This is a genomic window from Roseivivax lentus (assembly GCF_900156805.1).
GTDB lineage: Bacteria > Pseudomonadota > Alphaproteobacteria > Rhodobacterales > Rhodobacteraceae > Roseivivax > Roseivivax lentus.
The window spans coordinates 90,926-108,265 of the sequence record NZ_FTOQ01000001.1 but is presented as its reverse complement, the minus strand read 5'-3'; the positions used below and the strand labels follow the sequence as shown (position 1 = coordinate 108,265).

Sequence of the window (17,340 nt, the reverse complement as noted above, 5' to 3'; positions counted from 1 at the left end):
TAAATCGTGATCGACACCGGTCGCGGGAAAGAGGGCCGCATCATGGGCGTATCCCAGCGTATCGACACCGCCATCACGCGTGCCATCCGCCTCGGACAGGACGGACAGGCCGCGCCGAAGCAGCTTGCCGACGCGCTGATGTATGCCTGCACACCCGGCGGCGCCCGCATCCGTCCGACGATCCTCGTCTCGGTCGCGATGGCCTGCGGCGATGACCGGCCGGAAATGACCGATGCCGCCGCCACCGCGCTTGAACTGATCCATTGCGCGAGCCTCGTGCATGACGATCTGCCCTGTTTCGACGATGCTGATCTGCGGCGCGGAAAGCCCTCCGTACACCGCGCCTTTTCGCAGCCGCTTGCCGTGCTGACGGGCGACTCGCTGATCGTCATGGCGTTCGAGGTTCTGGCCCGCGCCTCCGCGGTTGCCCCCGATCGGCTTGCGCCCCTTGTGTCGCTTCTGGCGCGCCAGACCGGCATGCCGCACGGTATCTGCGCAGGGCAGGGATGGGAGAGCGAGGACAAGATCGACCTCTCGGCCTATCACCGCTCGAAGACCGGTGCGCTGTTCATCGCTGCCACCCAGATGGGTGCCGTTGCCGCCGGTCAGGATTCCGAGCCGTGGTACGAGCTGGGCGCGCGCATCGGTGAGGCCTTCCAGGTCGCCGACGATCTGCGTGACGCGCTGGGCTGCGAGGAAAGCCTCGGAAAGCCCGCCCATCAGGACGAGGTGCACAACCGGCCCAACGCCGTCGCCGCACTGGGCGTCGAGGGCGCGGTCACCCGGCTGACCGATATCCTGTCGGGCGCGATCGCCTCGATCCCGTCCTGCCCCGGCGAGGCGATGCTGGCCAAGATGGTGCGGCTGCAGGCCGAACGCCTGACCCCGGGCCTGACCCCGGTCCGGGTCTGAGCCATGGCCTGGGTCGCGGGCGACATGCCTCCGACGGTCGCCCGTCCCTCCTGGCGCATGCGGCTGGCGAAACTGGCCGCAAAGCCTTCATTTCAACGCTGGTCCGCCCGCTTTCCGCTGACCCGGACCCATGTCCGCAAGGAAGGTGAGGCGCTGTTCGACCTCGTGCAGGGCTTCGTCGCAAGCCAGGTCCTGCGCGCGCTGATCGAGCTGCGCCTGCTGCACCGCGCGATGGACGGCCCGCTTGATCCGCGCGCGCTGTCCGGACCGCTGGAGATCCGGGCCGACCGGCTGGCGCAGCTGCTTCAGGCGGGCGCCGCGCTGGGCCTTTTGCGCAGAAACAGGGACAGATTCGAGATCACGACGCGCGGCGCCGCCCTCTTGGGGGTGCCCGGCCTCGAGGGCATGATTCGGCACCATGACGTGCTCTATCGCGACCTCGCCGACCCGGTCGCGCTGCTGCGCGGGCAGGTCGATACCGAGATGGTCGGATTCTGGCCCTATGTCTTCGGCGGCGCCGCCGGCGATCCGGACACGGCCAGGCTCTATTCCGGCCTGATGAGCGATACGCAGGGCCTCGTGGCCGAGGATACGCTGGATGCGGTTTCGCTGTCCGACGTGACCCATCTGATGGATGTGGGCGGCGGGCACGGCACCTTCGCCAAGGCGGTCGCGGCCCGGTATCCCCGCCTTGCGCTGACGGTGCTGGATCTGCCGGTGGTCGTCGATGGCGCGCCCGATCTGCCCGGGATCACGTTCCGGTCCGGCTCGTTCCGCGACGCGGCCCTGCCCGCGGATAGTGGCGCCGATGCGATCAGCCTGATCCGGGTGCTCTACGACCACGACGACGACACCGTACGCGACCTTCTGCGGAAGGCCCGCGCGGCGCTGCCCGCGGGCGGGCGGATCATCATTTCCGAACCGATGTCGGGCGGTGCTGAGCCCGATCGCGCCTGCGACGTCTACTTCGCGTTCTACACGATGGCGATGCGCACGGGCACGGTGCGGTCCGCCGCCCGAATCTCGGAATTGCTGGACGCCGCCGGTTTCGCGGCCACGCGCCGCCATGCGTCCCGCCGCCCCTTCGTGACGCAGCTCGTGGAAGCGCGCAGAGCCTAGGCTTCCGGGAAAACTGTCTATTCTGATTGACACATCTGTATGTCATAGTAATCTTACAACAAGAACTGTAAGAGTCGTCTGACAGAAGGATGCGCTGACGCATCCGATCCGGCGCCGTGTTCGAGGGAGTGATCGATGTTCGCAGAGGCCGTCTTGCTGCAAAGCCCCAAAGAGCTTTCGCTCGACGCTTTGCCGTTGATCGCGCCCGGGGCGGACGACCTCGTCGTCGACATCGCCTATTCTGGCATCTCCACGGGCACCGAAAAGCTTTTCTATACCGGCGAAATGCCGCCCTTCCCGGGCATGGGCTATCCGCTGGTCCCCGGCTACGAGGCCGCGGGCGAGGTGGTGGAAGCCGGACCCGGCAGCGGCTTCAAGCCCGGCGATCATGTCTTTGTGCCCGGTGCCGCCTGTTTCGAAGGCGCGCATGGCCTCTTCGGCGGTGCCGCGACGCGACTTGTGACCAGCGCCGACCGGATCAGCCGAATCGATCCCGCGATGGGTGAAACCGGCGCGCTTCTGGCATTGGCCGCGACCGCGCGTCACGCGCTTGCGGGCTACCGCGCCGACCTGCCCGACCTGATCGTGGGACATGGCGTTCTGGGCCGCTTGCTGGCGCGCCTGACCCTTGTCGCCGGAGGTGCCGCGCCGACGGTCTGGGAAATCGATCCGCAGCGCATGTCTGGCGGTCATGATTACCAGGTGCTGCGCCCCGAAGACGATCCGCGCCGCGACTATCGCAGCGTCTACGATGCCTCGGGCAACGGCGCGATCCTGAACGAACTCGTGGGGCGGCTTGCCCGCGGGGGCGAGATCGTGCTGGCGGGCTTCTACGCCGCGCCGCTGTCTTTCGCCTTTCCGCCCGCCTTCATGAAGGAGGCGCGCTTTCGCGTCGCCGCCGAATGGGCGCGCGAAGACCTCGTCGCCACACGGACGCTGATCGAGACGGGCGCGCTGTCGCTCTCCGATCTGGTGACCCACCGCACCGACAGAGGCGGCATCGCCGCGGCCTACGAGACCGCGTTCAGCGATCCGGCCTGCCTCAAAATGATCATCGACTGGAAGGACGCCGCATGAAGGACGAAGTGCAGAAGCACGCAGGGTCGGACGAGGTGCCGAATCTGAAGGACTTCGATCAGCGCCTGCGCGACGAAGCGGGCGAGGACCTCGCAGATATCGTCACGGACGAACCCAAGAGCAAGACGCAGATCATCGCGATCTACGGCAAGGGCGGTATCGGCAAGTCCTTCACGCTGGCCAATCTCAGCCACATGATGGCCGAGCAGGGCAAGCGCGTGCTGCTGATCGGCTGCGACCCGAAATCCGACACCACCTCGCTCTTGTTCGGCGGCAAGGCCTGCCCCACGATCATCGAGACCTCGACCCGCAAGAAGCTCGCCGGCGAAGAGGTGCAGATCGGCGATGTGTGCTTCAAGTCCGGCGGCGTCTTCGCGATGGAGCTGGGCGGGCCCGAAGTGGGTCGCGGCTGCGGCGGGCGCGGGATCATCCACGGCTTCGAACTGCTCGAGAAGCTCGGCTTCCATGACTGGGATTTCGACTACGTTCTGCTCGATTTCCTGGGCGACGTGGTCTGCGGCGGTTTCGGCCTGCCCATCGCGCGGGACATGGCGCAGAAGGTCATTCTGGTCGCTTCGAACGACCTGCAATCGCTGTACGTGGCCAACAACGTCTGCTCGGCGGTGGAATATTTCCGCAAGCTCGGTGGCAATGTCGGCGTCGCGGGCCTCGTGGTGAACAAGGACGACCATTCGGGCGAGGCGCAGGCTTTTGCGGAAGCCGCGGGTATCCCGGTTCTGGCCGCCATCCCGCAGGATGACGACCTGCGCAAGAAATCCGCCAATTACCAGATCGTCGGCACCTCGAAATCGCCATGGGGCGACCTTTTCGCAGGGCTCGCCGCCGAGGTCGCGGAGGCGCCGCCGATCCGGCCCACCCCGCTCGATCAGGACGGGCTTCTGGCGCTGTTCGATGCGTCCGAAGTGGGGGGCGGCGTCGTGCTGGAGCCCGCGACCGACGCGGATATGCGCGGCAAGCACGCGGCCACCAGGACCAGCCTGGAAGTGATCTACGACGACGCTTGAGCGACCTGCCGGACCGGGGGTCAGCCCCCGGACCCCCGGCAGTATTTGACAAGAGGCAAGACAGGAAGAGACGTGAAAGACGAGACGCATCATACCGCGAAAGACGCATCCGAGACTGCCGCACCCCGGGAAGGGATGGGCTGTCATTCGGGCGCGGAGCTCGAGCGGGCCGCGCGCGAAGCCGGGGCGTCCGATATCCTGGACCGTTACGCCGAGGACTATCCCAAGGGCCCGCACGACAAGCCGCAAAGCATGTGCCCGGCCTTCGGGTCGCTGCGCGTCGGCCTGCGGATGAAGCGGGTCGCCACGGTCCTGTCCGGGTCCGCCTGCTGCGTCTACGGCCTGACCTTCGTGTCGCATTTCTACGGGGCGCGGCGGTCGGTGGGCTACGTGCCCTTCAGCTCCGAGACACTGGTCACCGGCAAGCTTTTCGAGGACATCCGCGAGTCGGTGCATGAAATGGCCGATCCGGATGCCTATGACGCCATCGTCGTGACCAATCTCTGCGTGCCCACCGCGTCGGGTGTGCCGCTGCGGCTGCTGCCGCGGGAAATCAACGGCGTACGCATCGTGGGCATCGACGTGCCGGGCTTCGGCATCCCGACCCATGCGGAAGCCAAGGACGTGCTGGCCGGTGCGATGCTGGCCTATGCCCGCGAGGAGATCGCGGCAGGCCCGGTGCCCGCACCCGAGACGCGCGTGACCGACCGCCCGACGCTGACCCTGCTGGGCGAGATGTTCCCCGCCGATCCGATGATGATCGGCGCGCTCTTGGCCCCCATGGGCATCGCGGTCGGTCCGACCGTGCCCTGCCGCGAATGGCGCGAGCTTTACGCCGCGCTCGATTGCGGCGCGGTCGCGGCGATCCATCCATTCTACACCGCTGCCGTACGCGAGTTCGAGGCCGCGGGGCGTCCCGTCATCGGCTCAGCCCCTGTGGGCCATGACGGGACCGAAGCTTGGCTCGAGGAGATCGGCGCGGCTTTCGCCGTCGAACGCGAGAAGATCGACGCGGCCAAGGCGGCGATGCTGCCTACGATCAAGGCGGCGCTCGCCGCCAATCCCGTCGAGGGCAAGATCACCCTGTCGGGCTACGAGGGCTCGGAGCTTCTGGTGGCGCGCCTGCTGATCGAAAGCGGCGCGGATGTGCCCTATGTCGGCACCGCCTGCCCGAAGACGCGGTTCTCCAAGGCCGATGCGGATTGGCTCGCGGCGCATGGTTGCCGCGTGCAGTACCGCGCCTCGCTCGAGGACGATCTCGCGGCGATGAATTTCCACAAGCCCGACCTCGCCATCGGCACGACGCCCATCGTGCAGAAGGCGAAGGAGCTGGGTGTTCCGGGACTTTACTACACCAACCTCATTTCCGCGCGTCCGCTGATGGGGATCGCCGGGGCCGGATCGCTGGCCGAGGTCGTGAACGCGGCCATCGGGGGCAAGGCCCGGATGGACAAGATGCGGGACTTCTTCGAAGGCGTCGGCAGCTCGGACACGGCGGGCGTCTGGGAAGGCGCGCCGAATCTGCGGCCCGATTTCCGCGCGCAGCATCAGAAAAAGCTCGACAAGGCGGCGAAGAAAGCCGCGGCGGAGCGGATGATATGACCGCAGTTTGTTTCCATGAAACGCGCCGCACGCGGGTTAACGTCTGGCGCAGCCAAATGTGGCCGCGCACCTCCGAATGGGGGATGGGCACATGCTGATCCAGGATCACGACCGCGCCGGCGGCTATTGGGGGGCGGTCTACGCCTTCTGCGCCGTGAAGGGCCTGCAGGTCGTCATCGACGGACCGGTGGGCTGTGAGAACCTGCCCGTCACGTCGGTTCTGCATTACACCGACGCGCTTCCGCCGCATGAGCTGCCCATCGTGGTGACCGGCCTCGGCGAGGAAGAGCTTGGCCGCGACGGCACCGAGGGCGCCATGCGCCGGGCCTGGGAAGTGCTCGACCCGGCGCTGCCCGCCGTGGTCGTCACGGGCTCCATCGCCGAGATGATCGGCGGCGGCGTCACGCCGCAGGGCACCAACATCCAGCGCTTCCTGCCGCGGACCATCGACGAGGACCAGTGGCAGGCGGCCGACCGCGCCATGACCTGGATCTTCACCGAGTTCGGCATGACCAAGGGCCGGATGCCGCCCGAGAGGAAGCGCGCGGACGGCGAGAAGCCGCGGGTCAACATCCTCGGGCCGATGTACGGCACCTTCAACATGCCTTCCGATCTGGCCGAGATCCGGCGCATGGTCGAGGGCATCGGGGCCGAGGTGAACATGGTGATGCCGCTCGGTGCGCATCTCGCCGAGATGCGGAACCTCGTGAATGCCGACGTGAATATCGTGATGTATCGCGAGTTCGGGCGCGGCCTCGCCGAGGTGCTGGACAAGCCTTACCTGCAGGCGCCCATCGGGATGGAATCTTCGACCCTGTTCCTGCGCAAACTGGGCGAACAGCTCGGTCTCGACCCAGAGCCCTTCATCGAGCAGGAAAAGCATTCGACGCTGAAGCCCGTCTGGGATCTCTGGCGCTCGGTCACGCAGGATTTCTTCGCGACCGCGAATTTCGCCATCGTCGCGAACGAGACCTATACCCGCGGGATCCGCAAGTATCTCGAGGACGATCTGGGATTGCCCTGCGCGCTTGCGGTCGAACGCAAGGCCGGCGCCAAGACCGACAACGATCACGTGCGTGCGACGCTGCATTCGGCGCGGCCCATCATCGTGATGGGCTCGATCAACGAGAAGATGTACCTCGCGGAGATGAGCGGCGGCCACGGGCCGAAACCGGCCTTCATCCCGGCCTCGTTCCCGGGCGCCGCGATTCGGCGCCATACGGGCACGCCCTTCATGGGCTATGCGGGGGCCGCGTATCTTCTGCAGGAAATCTGCAACGGACTGTTCGACGCGCTGTTCCACATCCTGCCGCTCGGCTCGGCGATGGATGCGGGCGATGCGACGCCCACGCCGCTGCGCCGCGACTTTCCCTGGGATGCCGATGCGCAGGCCGAGCTTGACCGCATCGTCGCCTCCCATCCCGTTCTCACCCGCATTTCCGCGGCCAAAACGTTGCGCGACGCCGCAGAGGCAGAAGCGCTCCGCCAGGGGGCCGAACGCGTCGTTCTCGAAACCGTCGCGGCCCTCGATCCATCCACGAAAGGACAGACCCCATGACCGATATCAGCTCGAACGCGCCTCAGCGGACCCGCTCGGCCAAACGCGGCACGGAGTTTCTTCTCTATTTCAGCCTGATCTTCGTGCTGGCGATCCCCTTCGCCACCGTCTTCTGGCTGCTCGAGGTGTTCCAGAAGCAGACGCTCAACCTGCACGGGCCGCTGGCCCGCGCCTGGGCCGAAGCGGATCGGATCACCCCGCTCATTTTCTCGGCTTAAGACAGCCGAGTCCCGAGACTGACCGCTTCGATCCGGAGTGGGCAGGCCTGGAGGGGGAGACCCCGAAAGGACCCGGCCGTGGGGGTGCCACGGCGTCAGCGTAACGTTCCGGAGGAAAGTTAATGGCTGATAATACCGACCTGTCGTTCACGGGTCTTACCGACGAGCAGGCGCAAGAACTGCACTCCGTCTACATGAGCGGCCTCTGGCTGTTCTCGGCGGTTGCGGTGGTCGCACACCTGGCGACCTTCATCTGGCGTCCTTGGTTCTGAGGAGGGAAGAGGCATGGCAAAGTTCTACAAGATCTGGCTCATCTTCGACCCCCGCCGCGTTTTCGTGGCGCAGGGCGTTTTCCTCTTCCTGCTCGCGGCGATGATCCACTTGGTCGTTCTTTCGAACGGCATCAACTGGTTCGAGACCGCAGCAGCAGCTGGCATGGCCAACTGAGAGGGACGGTGCGCCATCCGTGCGTGCCGGTCCAAGGTGAACACGACAAAGCTGTGGGCGGATGAGGCAGAGGTCGCAACCGCCCACGGCAAACCACCAACAACAAGAATACGACGAATCGACGGCACACGGTCGCTGACCGCACGACGCCGCCACAAGCGGAGACAAAGACGATGGCTATGCTCAGCTTCGAAAAGAAGTATCGCGTCCGCGGAGGGACGCTGATCGGCGGCGATCTGTTCGACTTCTGGGTGGGCCCGTTTTACGTGGGCTTCTTCGGAGTCACGACCGCCTTTTTCGCGCTCCTGGGGACAATCCTCATATTCTGGGGCGCGGCACATCAGGGCACGTTCAATCCCTGGCTCATCAACATTCCGCCGCCCGACCTGTCCTACGGTCTGGGGGCAGCCCCGCTCATGGAGGGCGGGCTCTGGCAGATCATCACCATCTGCGCGATCGGGGCGTTTTCGTCCTGGGCCCTGCGCGAGGTGGAAATCTGCCGCAAGCTCGGCATCGGCTACCACGTGCCCTTCGCCTTTTCCGTGGCGATCTTCGCCTACGTGACGCTCGAGGTTTTCCGCCCGCTTCTGCTGGGCGCCTGGGGACATGCCTTCCCGTATGGCATCTTCAGCCATCTCGATTGGGTGTCGAACACCGGCTACGCCTACCTGCACTTCCATTACAACCCGGCGCACATGCTGGCGGTGACGCTGTTCTTCACCACCACGCTCGCGCTTGCGTTGCATGGCGGTCTGATCCTCTCGGCGGCGAACCCCGAGAAGGACGAGATCATGAAGACCCCCGATCACGAGGACACCTTCTTCCGGGACTTCATCGGCTATTCGGTCGGCACGCTCGGCATTCACCGCGTCGGTTACCTTCTGGCCATCAATGCAGGCTTCTGGTCGGCCGTCTGCATCATCATCTCCGGTCCCGTCTGGACCAAGGGCTGGCCGGAATGGTGGAACTGGTGGCTCGAAATGCCCATCTGGGGCCATCTGTGAGGAGGATGTGAACAATGCCTATGGTTGAATATCAGAACATCTTCACGCAGGTCCAAGTCCAGGGCACGCCTGAGATGGGGATGAACGACAACGGCCGGATGATGGAGGAGCGGACCAAGAATCCTTTCTTCTCCACCCTCGCCGGCTTCTTCGGAAACGCCCAGATCGGGCCGATCTACCTGGGCTGGACGGGTCTCGTCTCGCTCGTGACCGGCATCCTTGCGCTGAACATCATCGGTCTGAACATGCTGGCGCAGGTCGGCTGGTCGATCCCGGAGTTCATCCGCCAGGGCTTCTGGCTGGCGCTCGAACCGCCGAGCCCGGAATACGGCCTCAAGATCCCGCCCTTGCAGGATGGCGGCTGGTACATCATCGCGAGCTTCTTCCTGCTCATTTCGGTGATGACCTGGTGGGCGCGCTCCTACCTGCTCGCGAAAGAGCAGAAGATGGGCAAGCACATCTTCTGGGCCTTCGGCTCGGCGATCTGGCTGTTCCTGGTCCTGGGCCTCTTCCGCCCGGTGCTGATGGGCTCCTGGTCCGAGGCGGTGCCCTACGGCATCTTCCCGCATCTCGATTGGACCACGGCCTTCTCGATCCGCTACGGGAACCTCTACTACAACCCGTTCCACGCGCTTTCGATCGTGTTCCTCTACGGCTCGGTCCTGTTGTTCGCCATGCATGGCGGCACGATCCTCGCGGTGACCCGCTACGGCGGCGACCGGGAGCTCGAGCAGATCGTCGATCGGGGCACGGCCACCGAACGCGCCGCGCTCTTCTGGCGCTGGACCATGGGCTTCAACGCCACGATGGAAGGTATCCACCGCTGGGCCTGGTGGTTCGCGGTCCTCACGCCGATCACCGGCGGGATCGGGATCCTGCTGACCGGCACGGTCGTGGACAACTGGTTCATCTGGGCACAAGAGCATCACTTCGCTCCGGCCTATGACGGCAGCTACGGCTACCAGTCCTACGGGACGACCTATCAGTCCTTTATCGGCGGAGGTGAGTGACATGCTACCCTGGTTCAAGAAGTGGAATGAGGATCGTCCCACCGATATCTACGGCCCGGCCATTCTGGTCGGAGCCGTGGGGGCCGCCGTCATCGTCGCAGCCTTCCTCGTGGTGGTGGGCCAGCCCTTCGCCACGAAGTCGATGCAGACCGGTCCGGCGGGCACGGGCATGGTGGTCACCGAGTTCGTGAACGAAATCGAAGCCGCCGATCCGACCATCGCCGACTATTACACCGAAGCGGCCTACGTGCCCGAGGAGGGCGATCCGCTCGCCTCCGAGGTCTACGAGAACGTGCAGGTGCTGGGCGGCGTGACCGAAGGCAACTTCCTGCGGCTCATGAACGCAATGACCCAGTGGGTCGCACCCGAACAGGGCTGCGTCTACTGCCATGCGGGCGCCAATGACGGCAACTATGCCGGTGACGATCTTTACACCAAAATCGTCTCGCGCCGGATGATCCAGATGACCCAGAACATCAACGAGTACTGGGCGGGCCACGTGAATGCCAACGAGGAGGTGGGTGTGAACTGCTATTCCTGCCACCGCGGGCAGAACGTGCCGTCCGAGATCTGGTTCAAGATCGCGCCCGTGAACGAGGCGGCGGCAGGCTGGGCGGCGGTGCAGAACCGCGTCACCGTGCAGAGCCAGTTCACCTCGCTGCCTTCGGACGCGCTCGAGAAGTACCTCCTCGATGGCGAGCAGATCAACGTGCACAACCTCGAAGCGCATGTGGCCGAACTGCCCAGCCAGGAAGGCGTGCGGAACTGGCAGCAGACCGAGCGGACCTTCAGCCTGATGAACTACGTCTCGAACTCGCTCGGGGTGAATTGCAACTTCTGCCACAACAGCCGGGCCTTCTACGACGGCGGGCAGATCACGCCGCAATGGGCGACCGAGAGCCTGGGGATCCAGATGGTGCTCGAGATGAACAACGATTATCTCGTGCCGCTCGAGGACCAGTATCCGCCCGAGCGCCTCGGCCCGGTCTACGCGGATGCACCGAAGGCCGCCTGCAAGACCTGCCACAAGGGCTATCAGCAGCCGCTGCAGGGCATGAACGTGATCGCGGACTGGCCGGAACTGGCCACCACATCGGGCGATTACGTCTACGAATGATGCGATCCGGGCGGCGGCCTCCCCGTCGCCCGGAAGCGTCGCCGGATCCGGTCATTTTCCTTTCCCAGGATGACCGGATGTCGGGGGGAGACCCCCGGTTCCCTTCCTGTTGGCTACAGGAGCTGGCGCCGCGTCGCGTAGAACGAGAGTTTTGCATGACGCGGCGCCGTTTTCAATTCTGGAGACCGCGCCATGACCCGTCCCGACACTCCGATCCTCGACCGCGTCGCAGGACCCGCCGATCTGAAGCGGATGGACGACCGGACGCTTGCCAAATTGTCGGACGAGCTGCGCGCCGAGGTGATCTCGGCAGTGTCGGAGACCGGCGGGCATCTCGGCTCCTCGCTCGGGGTGGTGGAACTGACCGTCGCGATCCACGCGGTCTTCAACACGCCGATGGACAAGCTGATCTTCGACGTCGGCCACCAATGTTACCCGCACAAGGTCCTGACCGGGCGGCGCGACCGCATCCGGACGCTGCGCCAGAAGGGTGGGCTGTCGGGGTTCACCAAGCGCTCGGAAAGCGAATATGACCCGTTCGGGGCCGCGCATTCCTCGACCTCGATCTCGGCCGCTTTGGGCTTCGCGGTGGGCCGCGACATGGGCAAACCCACGGGCGACGCGATCGCGGTGATCGGCGACGGATCGATCTCGGCGGGCATGGCCTACGAGGCGATGAACAACGCGGGCGCCGAGGGGCGGCGCCTTTTCGTGATCCTGAACGACAACGAGATGTCCATCGCGCCGCCTGTCGGCGCCATGTCGACTTACCTGTCGTCGCTCTACGGCCAGGAGCCGTTCCAGAAGATGAAATCGCTGGCCGAGGGCTTCGAATCCGCGCTGCCCGGGCCGATGCGCGACGGTGCGCGGCGCGCGCGCGAGCTCGTGACGGGGCAGGGGGGCGAAAGCGGCTCGCTCTTCACCGCACTCGGATTCGACTATCTCGGGCCCATCGACGGGCATGACATGGGCCAGCTTCTGAGCGTGCTGCGCTCCGCCCGCGCGCGGGCCACGGGCCCGGTTCTGATCCATTGCTGCACGGTGAAGGGCAAGGGCTACGCGCCTGCCGAAAAAGCCGCGGATTGCGGGCATGGCGTGTCGAAATTCGACCCTATTACGGGCGTACAGGCGAAATCCAAACCCAATGCGCCAGCCTATACCAAGGTCTTCGGGCAGGCGCTTTGCGATGCCGCCGCGCGCGATCCCGACGTCGTGGCGGTGACCGCGGCGATGCCCTCGGGCACCGGGGTGAACATCATGGCCGAACGCTTCCCGGCGCGGGTCTTCGACGTGGGTATCGCCGAACAGCACGGGGTGACCTTCGCTGCGGCGCTCGCGGCCTCGGGGCTGAAGCCTTTCGCCGCGATCTATTCGACCTTCCTGCAGCGCGGCTACGACCAGGTCGTGCATGACGTGGCGTTGCAGAACCTGCCGGTGCGCTTCGCCATCGACCGCGCGGGGCTCGTCGGCGCCGACGGGGCGACCCATGCCGGGGCTTTCGACATCGGCTATCTGGCCTCCCTGCCCAACATGACGGTGATGGCGGCTGCCGACGAGGCGGAGCTGGCGCGCATGGTCGAGACCGCGCGCGGCCATGATACGGGCCCAATTGCCTTCCGTTACCCGCGCGGCAACGGCACCGGGGTCGCGATCCCGGACGTGCCGCAGGCGCTCGAGATCGGGAAGGGGCGCATCGTGTCGGAAGGAGCCGATGTGGCGTTCCTGTCCTTCGGCGCGCATCTGGGCGAGGTCGAGACGGCCGCGTCGATGCTGGCCCTGCAGGGGGTCACCGCGACCGTGGCCGATGCCCGCTTCGCCAAGCCTCTGGACATGGACCTGATCCGTCAGCTCGCGCGCCATCACAAGGCGGTGCTGACCGTCGAGCAGGGAGCCCAGGGCGGGTTCGGCGCACAGGTGCTGCACGCGCTGGCCGCCGAAGGGGCCTTCGACAAGGGCCTCGCGATCCGAACGCTGACCTTGCCCGACCGCTTCATCGATCAGGCCAGCCCGGCGGACATGTATGCGGATGCGCAGCTCTCGGCGAACGACCTGGTGCTGGCGGCCATGCGGGCGCTAGGACGGGACGCCAAGGTGGTGCCGCTGCGCGCCTGAATACGGCCCGGACCGCGCATCGAGCGCGGCCCGGCCCGACGAGAGGCCAGCCTCTCGCGCTCTCCGACGTTTCTTGGAAAGATGAAGGATAAGGGCGGTCAGCGCATGCTGAGCGTCGGCGCGGATATGCGATGCCGGAGCCGAGGGTGGCCAAACGGGTCGCGGTTATTCGGCCGCCTGGTGCATCCGGTCCGGGAAAATCCGCGCCGCATGGTCGGTCAGGTAGATCCGAAGCCAGGGCGTGTAGGCTTGCGGCGCTTCCTGGATGCGTGCGCGCAGCGCTTCGAGCGGCACCCATTCGGTCGCCATGACCTCGTCGGGATCGGGCGCGATGCGCAGGTCCGAAGGCGCTTCGGCGGTGTAGAGATCGACCACCTCGTGCTCGATCAGGCCGCCGCCCACATCGGCGCGGTACTCGATCCGGTCGCGGTATTCGAGGTCGAGGCCGCGAATGCCCAGCTCCTCTTCGAGACGGCGGCGCGCGCAATCGCCCGGTTCCTCGTCCCAATGCGGATGGGTGCAGCAGGTATTGGCCCAAAGCCCGGGCGTGTGGTACTTGCCCAGCGCCCGGCGTTGCAGCAGCACCGCGTCATCCCGCATCACGAAGACCGAGATCGCCTTGTGGCGCAGGCCGCGGCGATGCACCTCCAGTTTCTCGATGGCGCGCAGGGCGCCGTCTTCCCATGCGGGAATGAGCGTCGTCATACATGCGTCTCCGGCACCAGGCCCGCGAGGTGGCGCAGGTTCTTGAAGCCGATCTTCAGATGCGCCATGGGCCTCGCCTTGACCAGCTTCTTGTTCATGTAGGCCTCGAAGGTCAACCGCTGCACGTCGATGTCGTGGCAGAGCGAGACGAAGCGTTCGCGCCGCTCGTCGGAGCGGTAATAGGCGCTTTGCATCGAGGCGAGGACCCGGAAGACCGTCTTGTGCTCGCGCATGAACAGCTTCCGCGCGAGCTTCAGCGCACGCGGATTCGCCGTGGCGAGATAGGCCTCGGCGGCGGCGGCAGCGACGCGGCCGCCGGTCATGGCGTAGTAGATGCCTTCGCCCGAAGACGGCGCCACGACGCCCGCCGCGTCGCCCGCGAGGATCAGGTCGCGGCCATTGTCCCAGCGATCCAGCGGCTTGAGCGGGATGGGCGCGCCTTCGCGGCGCAGCGTTTCGCAATCGGCAAGACCGGACGCGACCCGCAGATCGGCGGTGGCCTGTTTCAGATTCACCTCGGCGCGTTCGGTGCCCATGCCGACCGAGACAGTGTTGCCGTGCGGAAAGACCCAGCCGTAGAAATCGGGCGAGATACGCCCGTCATAGATCACGTCGCAGCGCTGCGGATCGTAATGCGCCGACGGCTCTGGGGCGGCGATGATCTCGTGATAGGCGAAGACCAGCGGGATACGGTCGGCGCCGGGGATCTCGCCGCGGGCGACGCGGCTTTTCGCACCGTCGGCGGCGATGATGAGGCGGGTGCAGAGCTGTTTCTCGTCGCCGCTGGCCTTGTCGCGGTAGATCACCCGGGGCCAGCCGCGGGAACGGTCGATCCGCAGGAAGGTCCCCACCACCCGCTCGGCACCGGCCGCCACCGCGCGGTCGCGCAGCCAAGGGTCGAAATCCTTGCGGTCGACCATGCCGACGAAGCCGTTCTCGACCGGGATATCCACATGCCGCCCGCGCGGCGAAATCATGCGCGCGGTCGAGATCTTGGTCAGCAGCTGGTCTTCGGGGATATCGAAATCCTGCATCAGCCGGGGCGGGATCGCGCCGCCGCAGGGCTTGATCCGGCCTTCGCGGTCCAGAAGCGCCACGCGTTGGCCGTTCGTGGCCAGATCATGCGCGGCAGTGGCCCCGGCGGGCCCGCCTCCGACAACAACGACATCATAGACCATGGTTATTCTCCGGGTTGCAGGACGGGTGCGGCGGACGGGGCCGCCATGACATGGCGCGCCAGCCAGGCGGCGGCGACGAAGAGAGCGGCCTCGATCAGGAAGACCGAGCCGAAGGCGGTGGCATCGGGTGCGAATTGCCGCGCGAGATCGGCAAGACCGGCCCCGGCCAGCCCGCCGAAGCCCGCGGCAATGGCCTGCGCCGCGCCCCAGAGGCCCATGCGCGTGCCCTCGCGGGCGGCGCGGCCTTCCCCGGCCAGCGCCATCATCGAACCGATGGCGGCGACCGCGAACATGCCGTTGAAGAAGCCGAGCGTGACCGTGGCCGGGATCAGCGGCGCATTCGGACCGGCCTGACCCAGCAGCGCGATGGCGACCAGCGCCGCGGCAGAGCCCAGACACCCGGCGATCACCCAGTGCCGCAGCGCGCCGATGCGCAAACCGGTGGCCATGATGCCGACCGTCAGCATGCCGAGGAACACCCCGCCATTCTGCGCGCCGGAAAGCTGCGTGGATTGGCCCGGCGTGAAGGCGAAGACCAGACCGGCATAGGGTTCGAGGATCAGCTCCTGCATGAAATAGGCGGTCATCGACAGGAACACGAAGATGGTGAAGGCGCGGGCATGCGGCTCGGCCCAGATCTCGGCCATGCCCTCGCGGAAGCGCATCGGCGCGGGACCGGGTTCGCTCCGGGCGACGAGACCCGTTTCGATGCGCCAGGTGGCGAGCAATGTCAGGACAAAGGAGAGCGCGGCGACGCTCGCGACGATGGTCAGCAGCCGCGCCGGCGAATAGGGATCGAGCAGCCCGCCCACGACGCCGGCCGTCATCGCGATGCCGAAGATCATCATCAGCCAGGTGATCGTGGCAGCCGCGGCCCGGCGGTGCGGTGCCGTGGCGGTGGCCAGCAGCGCCAGAAGCGACGTGCCCGCGGCACCGACGCCGAGGCCGATCAGCGCATAGGCCAGGATCGACAGGGCGAGACCCGCGGCGAAATGCGTCTCCAGCAATACCACGCCGCCGGCGGCACCGACCCCGCCCGCGCCCAGCGCCAGCATGCCGCGCAGGATCCACGCGGTGCGGTTGCCGCCGGTATCGGACAGAAAGCCCCAATTGGGCCGGGTGATCTGGATGCCGTAATGCAGCGCCACGAGGAGGCCGGGCAGCACCGCGGGCAGCGCGAGTTCCACCACCATCAGCCGGTTCAGCGTCGAGGTGGTCAGGACCACGACAGCGCCCAGACACATCTGCACGAGACCGAGCCGCACGATCGAGGTCCAGGACAGGGTCATGGCGCCACTCCCAGCGAGCGCAGCGCGAAGGCCGCCACCATCATGCCGGACACGTAAAGCAGGACCCCGGTTCCGTTGTACCAGGGCGCCTTCGCCTTGGGGTCGCGCAGCATGACGCGCATCGCGAGCAGCTGCAGGCCGACAAGCGCGCCGATGGCCAGCGCATGGACCGGGCGGTCCAGCGAGACGAGCAGACCGATCACGCCGAGCTGCGGCAGGATCATCCCCCAGCAGGCCACGCGCGCGGCGCGGTCGGGGCCGAGCGTCACCGGCAGGGAGGCGACGCCGGTCTGGCGGTCACCCTCCAGCGCCTTGAAATCGTTCAGCGTCATGATGCCATGCGCGCCGAGGCCGTAGAGAAGCGCGGTCAGGATGACCGGGCCGGAGGGCAGGCTTTGCGCGAGGATCGCGGCGCCGGTGAACCAGGGCAGGGTCTCGTAGGAGAGGCCCACGAGGCCCGGACCCCACCAGCCCGACTTCTTCAGGCGCAGCGGTTCGGCGGAATAGGCCCAGGCGGCGGCGACGCCCGCCATCGTGGCGATGAAACCCCAAAGGCCCAGGAGCGATCCGACCGCCAGGGACAGCACCGACATCGCCAGCGCGATCCAGAGGCCCCAGCGTCCGGGCACGCGGCCCGAGGGAATGGGGCGGTCCGGCTCGTTGATCGCGTCGACGTGGCGGTCGCACCAATCGTTGGCGGCCTGGCTCATGCCGCAGACGATGGGACCGGCCAGCAGGATGCCCAGAACGACGAGACCCGGCTGGCTGCCGAGCGGCACGCCGGAGGAGACCGCGCCGCAGAGATAGGCCCACATCGGCGGGAACCAGGTCACGGGCTTGATCAGCCGCAGCATGGCCGCCGGTTCGGGATATCGCCGTGTGTGTAAACTTAAGCTGACACTCATACGTCAGTTAGACACGACAGATTGAGTCGGCGCAAGTATTTCGCGCCGTCCGCATCGTCGCG

Annotated in this window: 17 protein-coding genes; 13 read left to right on the top strand and 4 right to left on the bottom strand. The window is 66.5% G+C overall.

From position 1 onward, the window contains the following. The first annotated feature begins 42 nt into the window (after positions 1–42). From BW990_RS00525 to dxs, 13 genes are all read left to right on the top strand, one after another. Positions 43–912, top strand: coding sequence for a polyprenyl synthetase family protein (locus BW990_RS00525; RefSeq protein ID WP_076443932.1), 870 nt, complete (start codon positions 43–45; stop codon positions 910–912). A gap of 3 nt (positions 913–915) precedes the next feature. Continuing rightward, on the top strand, positions 916–2,031 hold the full coding sequence (locus tag BW990_RS00520; RefSeq protein WP_076443930.1) for a methyltransferase: 1,116 nt from the start codon (positions 916–918) through the stop codon (positions 2,029–2,031). A 135-nt stretch (positions 2,032–2,166) separates the two neighbouring features. Next, positions 2,167–3,108, top strand: a complete 942-nt coding sequence (bchC, locus tag BW990_RS00515) for a chlorophyll synthesis pathway protein BchC (protein WP_076443928.1) — start codon at positions 2,167–2,169, stop codon at positions 3,106–3,108. Then, positions 3,105–4,133 (top strand): chlorophyllide a reductase iron protein subunit X, encoded by a 1,029-nt coding sequence (locus BW990_RS00510; RefSeq protein ID WP_076443926.1) that lies wholly within the window; start codon positions 3,105–3,107, stop codon positions 4,131–4,133. Before bchC ends, BW990_RS00510 begins: the two co-directional genes overlap by 4 nt. Positions 4,134–4,268: 135 nt before the next feature. Continuing rightward, on the top strand, positions 4,269–5,735 hold the full coding sequence (gene bchY / locus BW990_RS00505; RefSeq protein WP_083950415.1) for a chlorophyllide a reductase subunit Y: 1,467 nt from the start codon (positions 4,269–4,271) through the stop codon (positions 5,733–5,735). Between the two features lie 91 nt (positions 5,736–5,826). Then, positions 5,827–7,293, top strand: a complete 1,467-nt coding sequence (gene bchZ, locus BW990_RS00500) for a chlorophyllide a reductase subunit Z (RefSeq protein ID WP_076443922.1) — start codon at positions 5,827–5,829, stop codon at positions 7,291–7,293. Continuing rightward, on the top strand, positions 7,290–7,511 hold the full coding sequence (gene pufQ, locus BW990_RS00495; protein ID WP_076443920.1) for a cytochrome PufQ: 222 nt from the start codon (positions 7,290–7,292) through the stop codon (positions 7,509–7,511). The genes bchZ and pufQ overlap by 4 nt, the downstream gene beginning before the upstream one ends. Before the next feature lie 122 nt (positions 7,512–7,633). Beyond that, positions 7,634–7,783 carry a light-harvesting antenna LH1, beta subunit gene (gene pufB, locus BW990_RS00490; RefSeq protein ID WP_072778079.1) on the top strand — a complete coding sequence of 50 codons (150 nt, stop codon included), beginning with the start codon at positions 7,634–7,636 and terminating at the stop codon, positions 7,781–7,783. A gap of 13 nt (positions 7,784–7,796) precedes the next feature. Beyond that, positions 7,797–7,958, top strand: a complete 162-nt coding sequence (gene pufA / locus BW990_RS00485) for a light-harvesting antenna LH1, alpha subunit (RefSeq protein ID WP_076443918.1) — start codon at positions 7,797–7,799, stop codon at positions 7,956–7,958. Positions 7,959–8,131: 173 nt separating this feature from the next. Continuing rightward, complete coding sequence (gene pufL, locus BW990_RS00480) at positions 8,132–8,962, top strand: photosynthetic reaction center subunit L (RefSeq protein WP_076443916.1); 831 nt, start codon at positions 8,132–8,134, stop codon at positions 8,960–8,962. 20 nt (positions 8,963–8,982) lie between these two features. Beyond that, positions 8,983–9,972 carry a photosynthetic reaction center subunit M gene (gene pufM, locus BW990_RS00475; RefSeq protein ID WP_200798010.1) on the top strand — a complete coding sequence of 330 codons (990 nt, stop codon included), beginning with the start codon at positions 8,983–8,985 and terminating at the stop codon, positions 9,970–9,972. Between the two features lies 1 nt (position 9,973). Further along, a complete protein-coding gene (gene pufC, locus BW990_RS00470; RefSeq protein WP_076443912.1) occupies positions 9,974–11,089 on the top strand; it encodes a photosynthetic reaction center cytochrome PufC in 1,116 nt (371 codons plus the stop codon). Between the two features lie 192 nt (positions 11,090–11,281). Next, entirely contained in the window at positions 11,282–13,201 is a 1,920-nt protein-coding gene (dxs, locus tag BW990_RS00465; RefSeq protein WP_076443910.1) for a 1-deoxy-D-xylulose-5-phosphate synthase, read from the top strand. 165 nt (positions 13,202–13,366) lie between these two features. Here the strand turns inward: dxs and idi are convergent, their stop codons facing one another. The 4 genes from idi to chlG are packed head-to-tail and all read right to left on the bottom strand — an operon-like array spanning position 13,367 to position 17,278. After that, on the bottom strand, positions 13,367–13,906 hold the full coding sequence (gene idi / locus BW990_RS00460; protein WP_076443908.1) for an isopentenyl-diphosphate Delta-isomerase: 540 nt from the start codon (positions 13,904–13,906) through the stop codon (positions 13,367–13,369). After that, complete coding sequence (locus tag BW990_RS00455) at positions 13,903–15,084, bottom strand: geranylgeranyl diphosphate reductase (protein ID WP_076443906.1); 1,182 nt, start codon at positions 15,082–15,084, stop codon at positions 13,903–13,905. The genes idi and BW990_RS00455 overlap by 4 nt, the downstream gene beginning before the upstream one ends. Positions 15,085–15,086: 2 nt before the next feature. Then, positions 15,087–16,373, bottom strand: a complete 1,287-nt coding sequence (locus tag BW990_RS00450) for a BCD family MFS transporter (RefSeq protein WP_076443904.1) — start codon at positions 16,371–16,373, stop codon at positions 15,087–15,089. Beyond that, positions 16,370–17,278, bottom strand: a complete 909-nt coding sequence (chlG, locus tag BW990_RS00445) for a chlorophyll synthase ChlG (protein ID WP_076443902.1) — start codon at positions 17,276–17,278, stop codon at positions 16,370–16,372. Before chlG ends, BW990_RS00450 begins: the two co-directional genes overlap by 4 nt. Between the last annotated feature and the right edge of the window lie 62 nt (positions 17,279–17,340).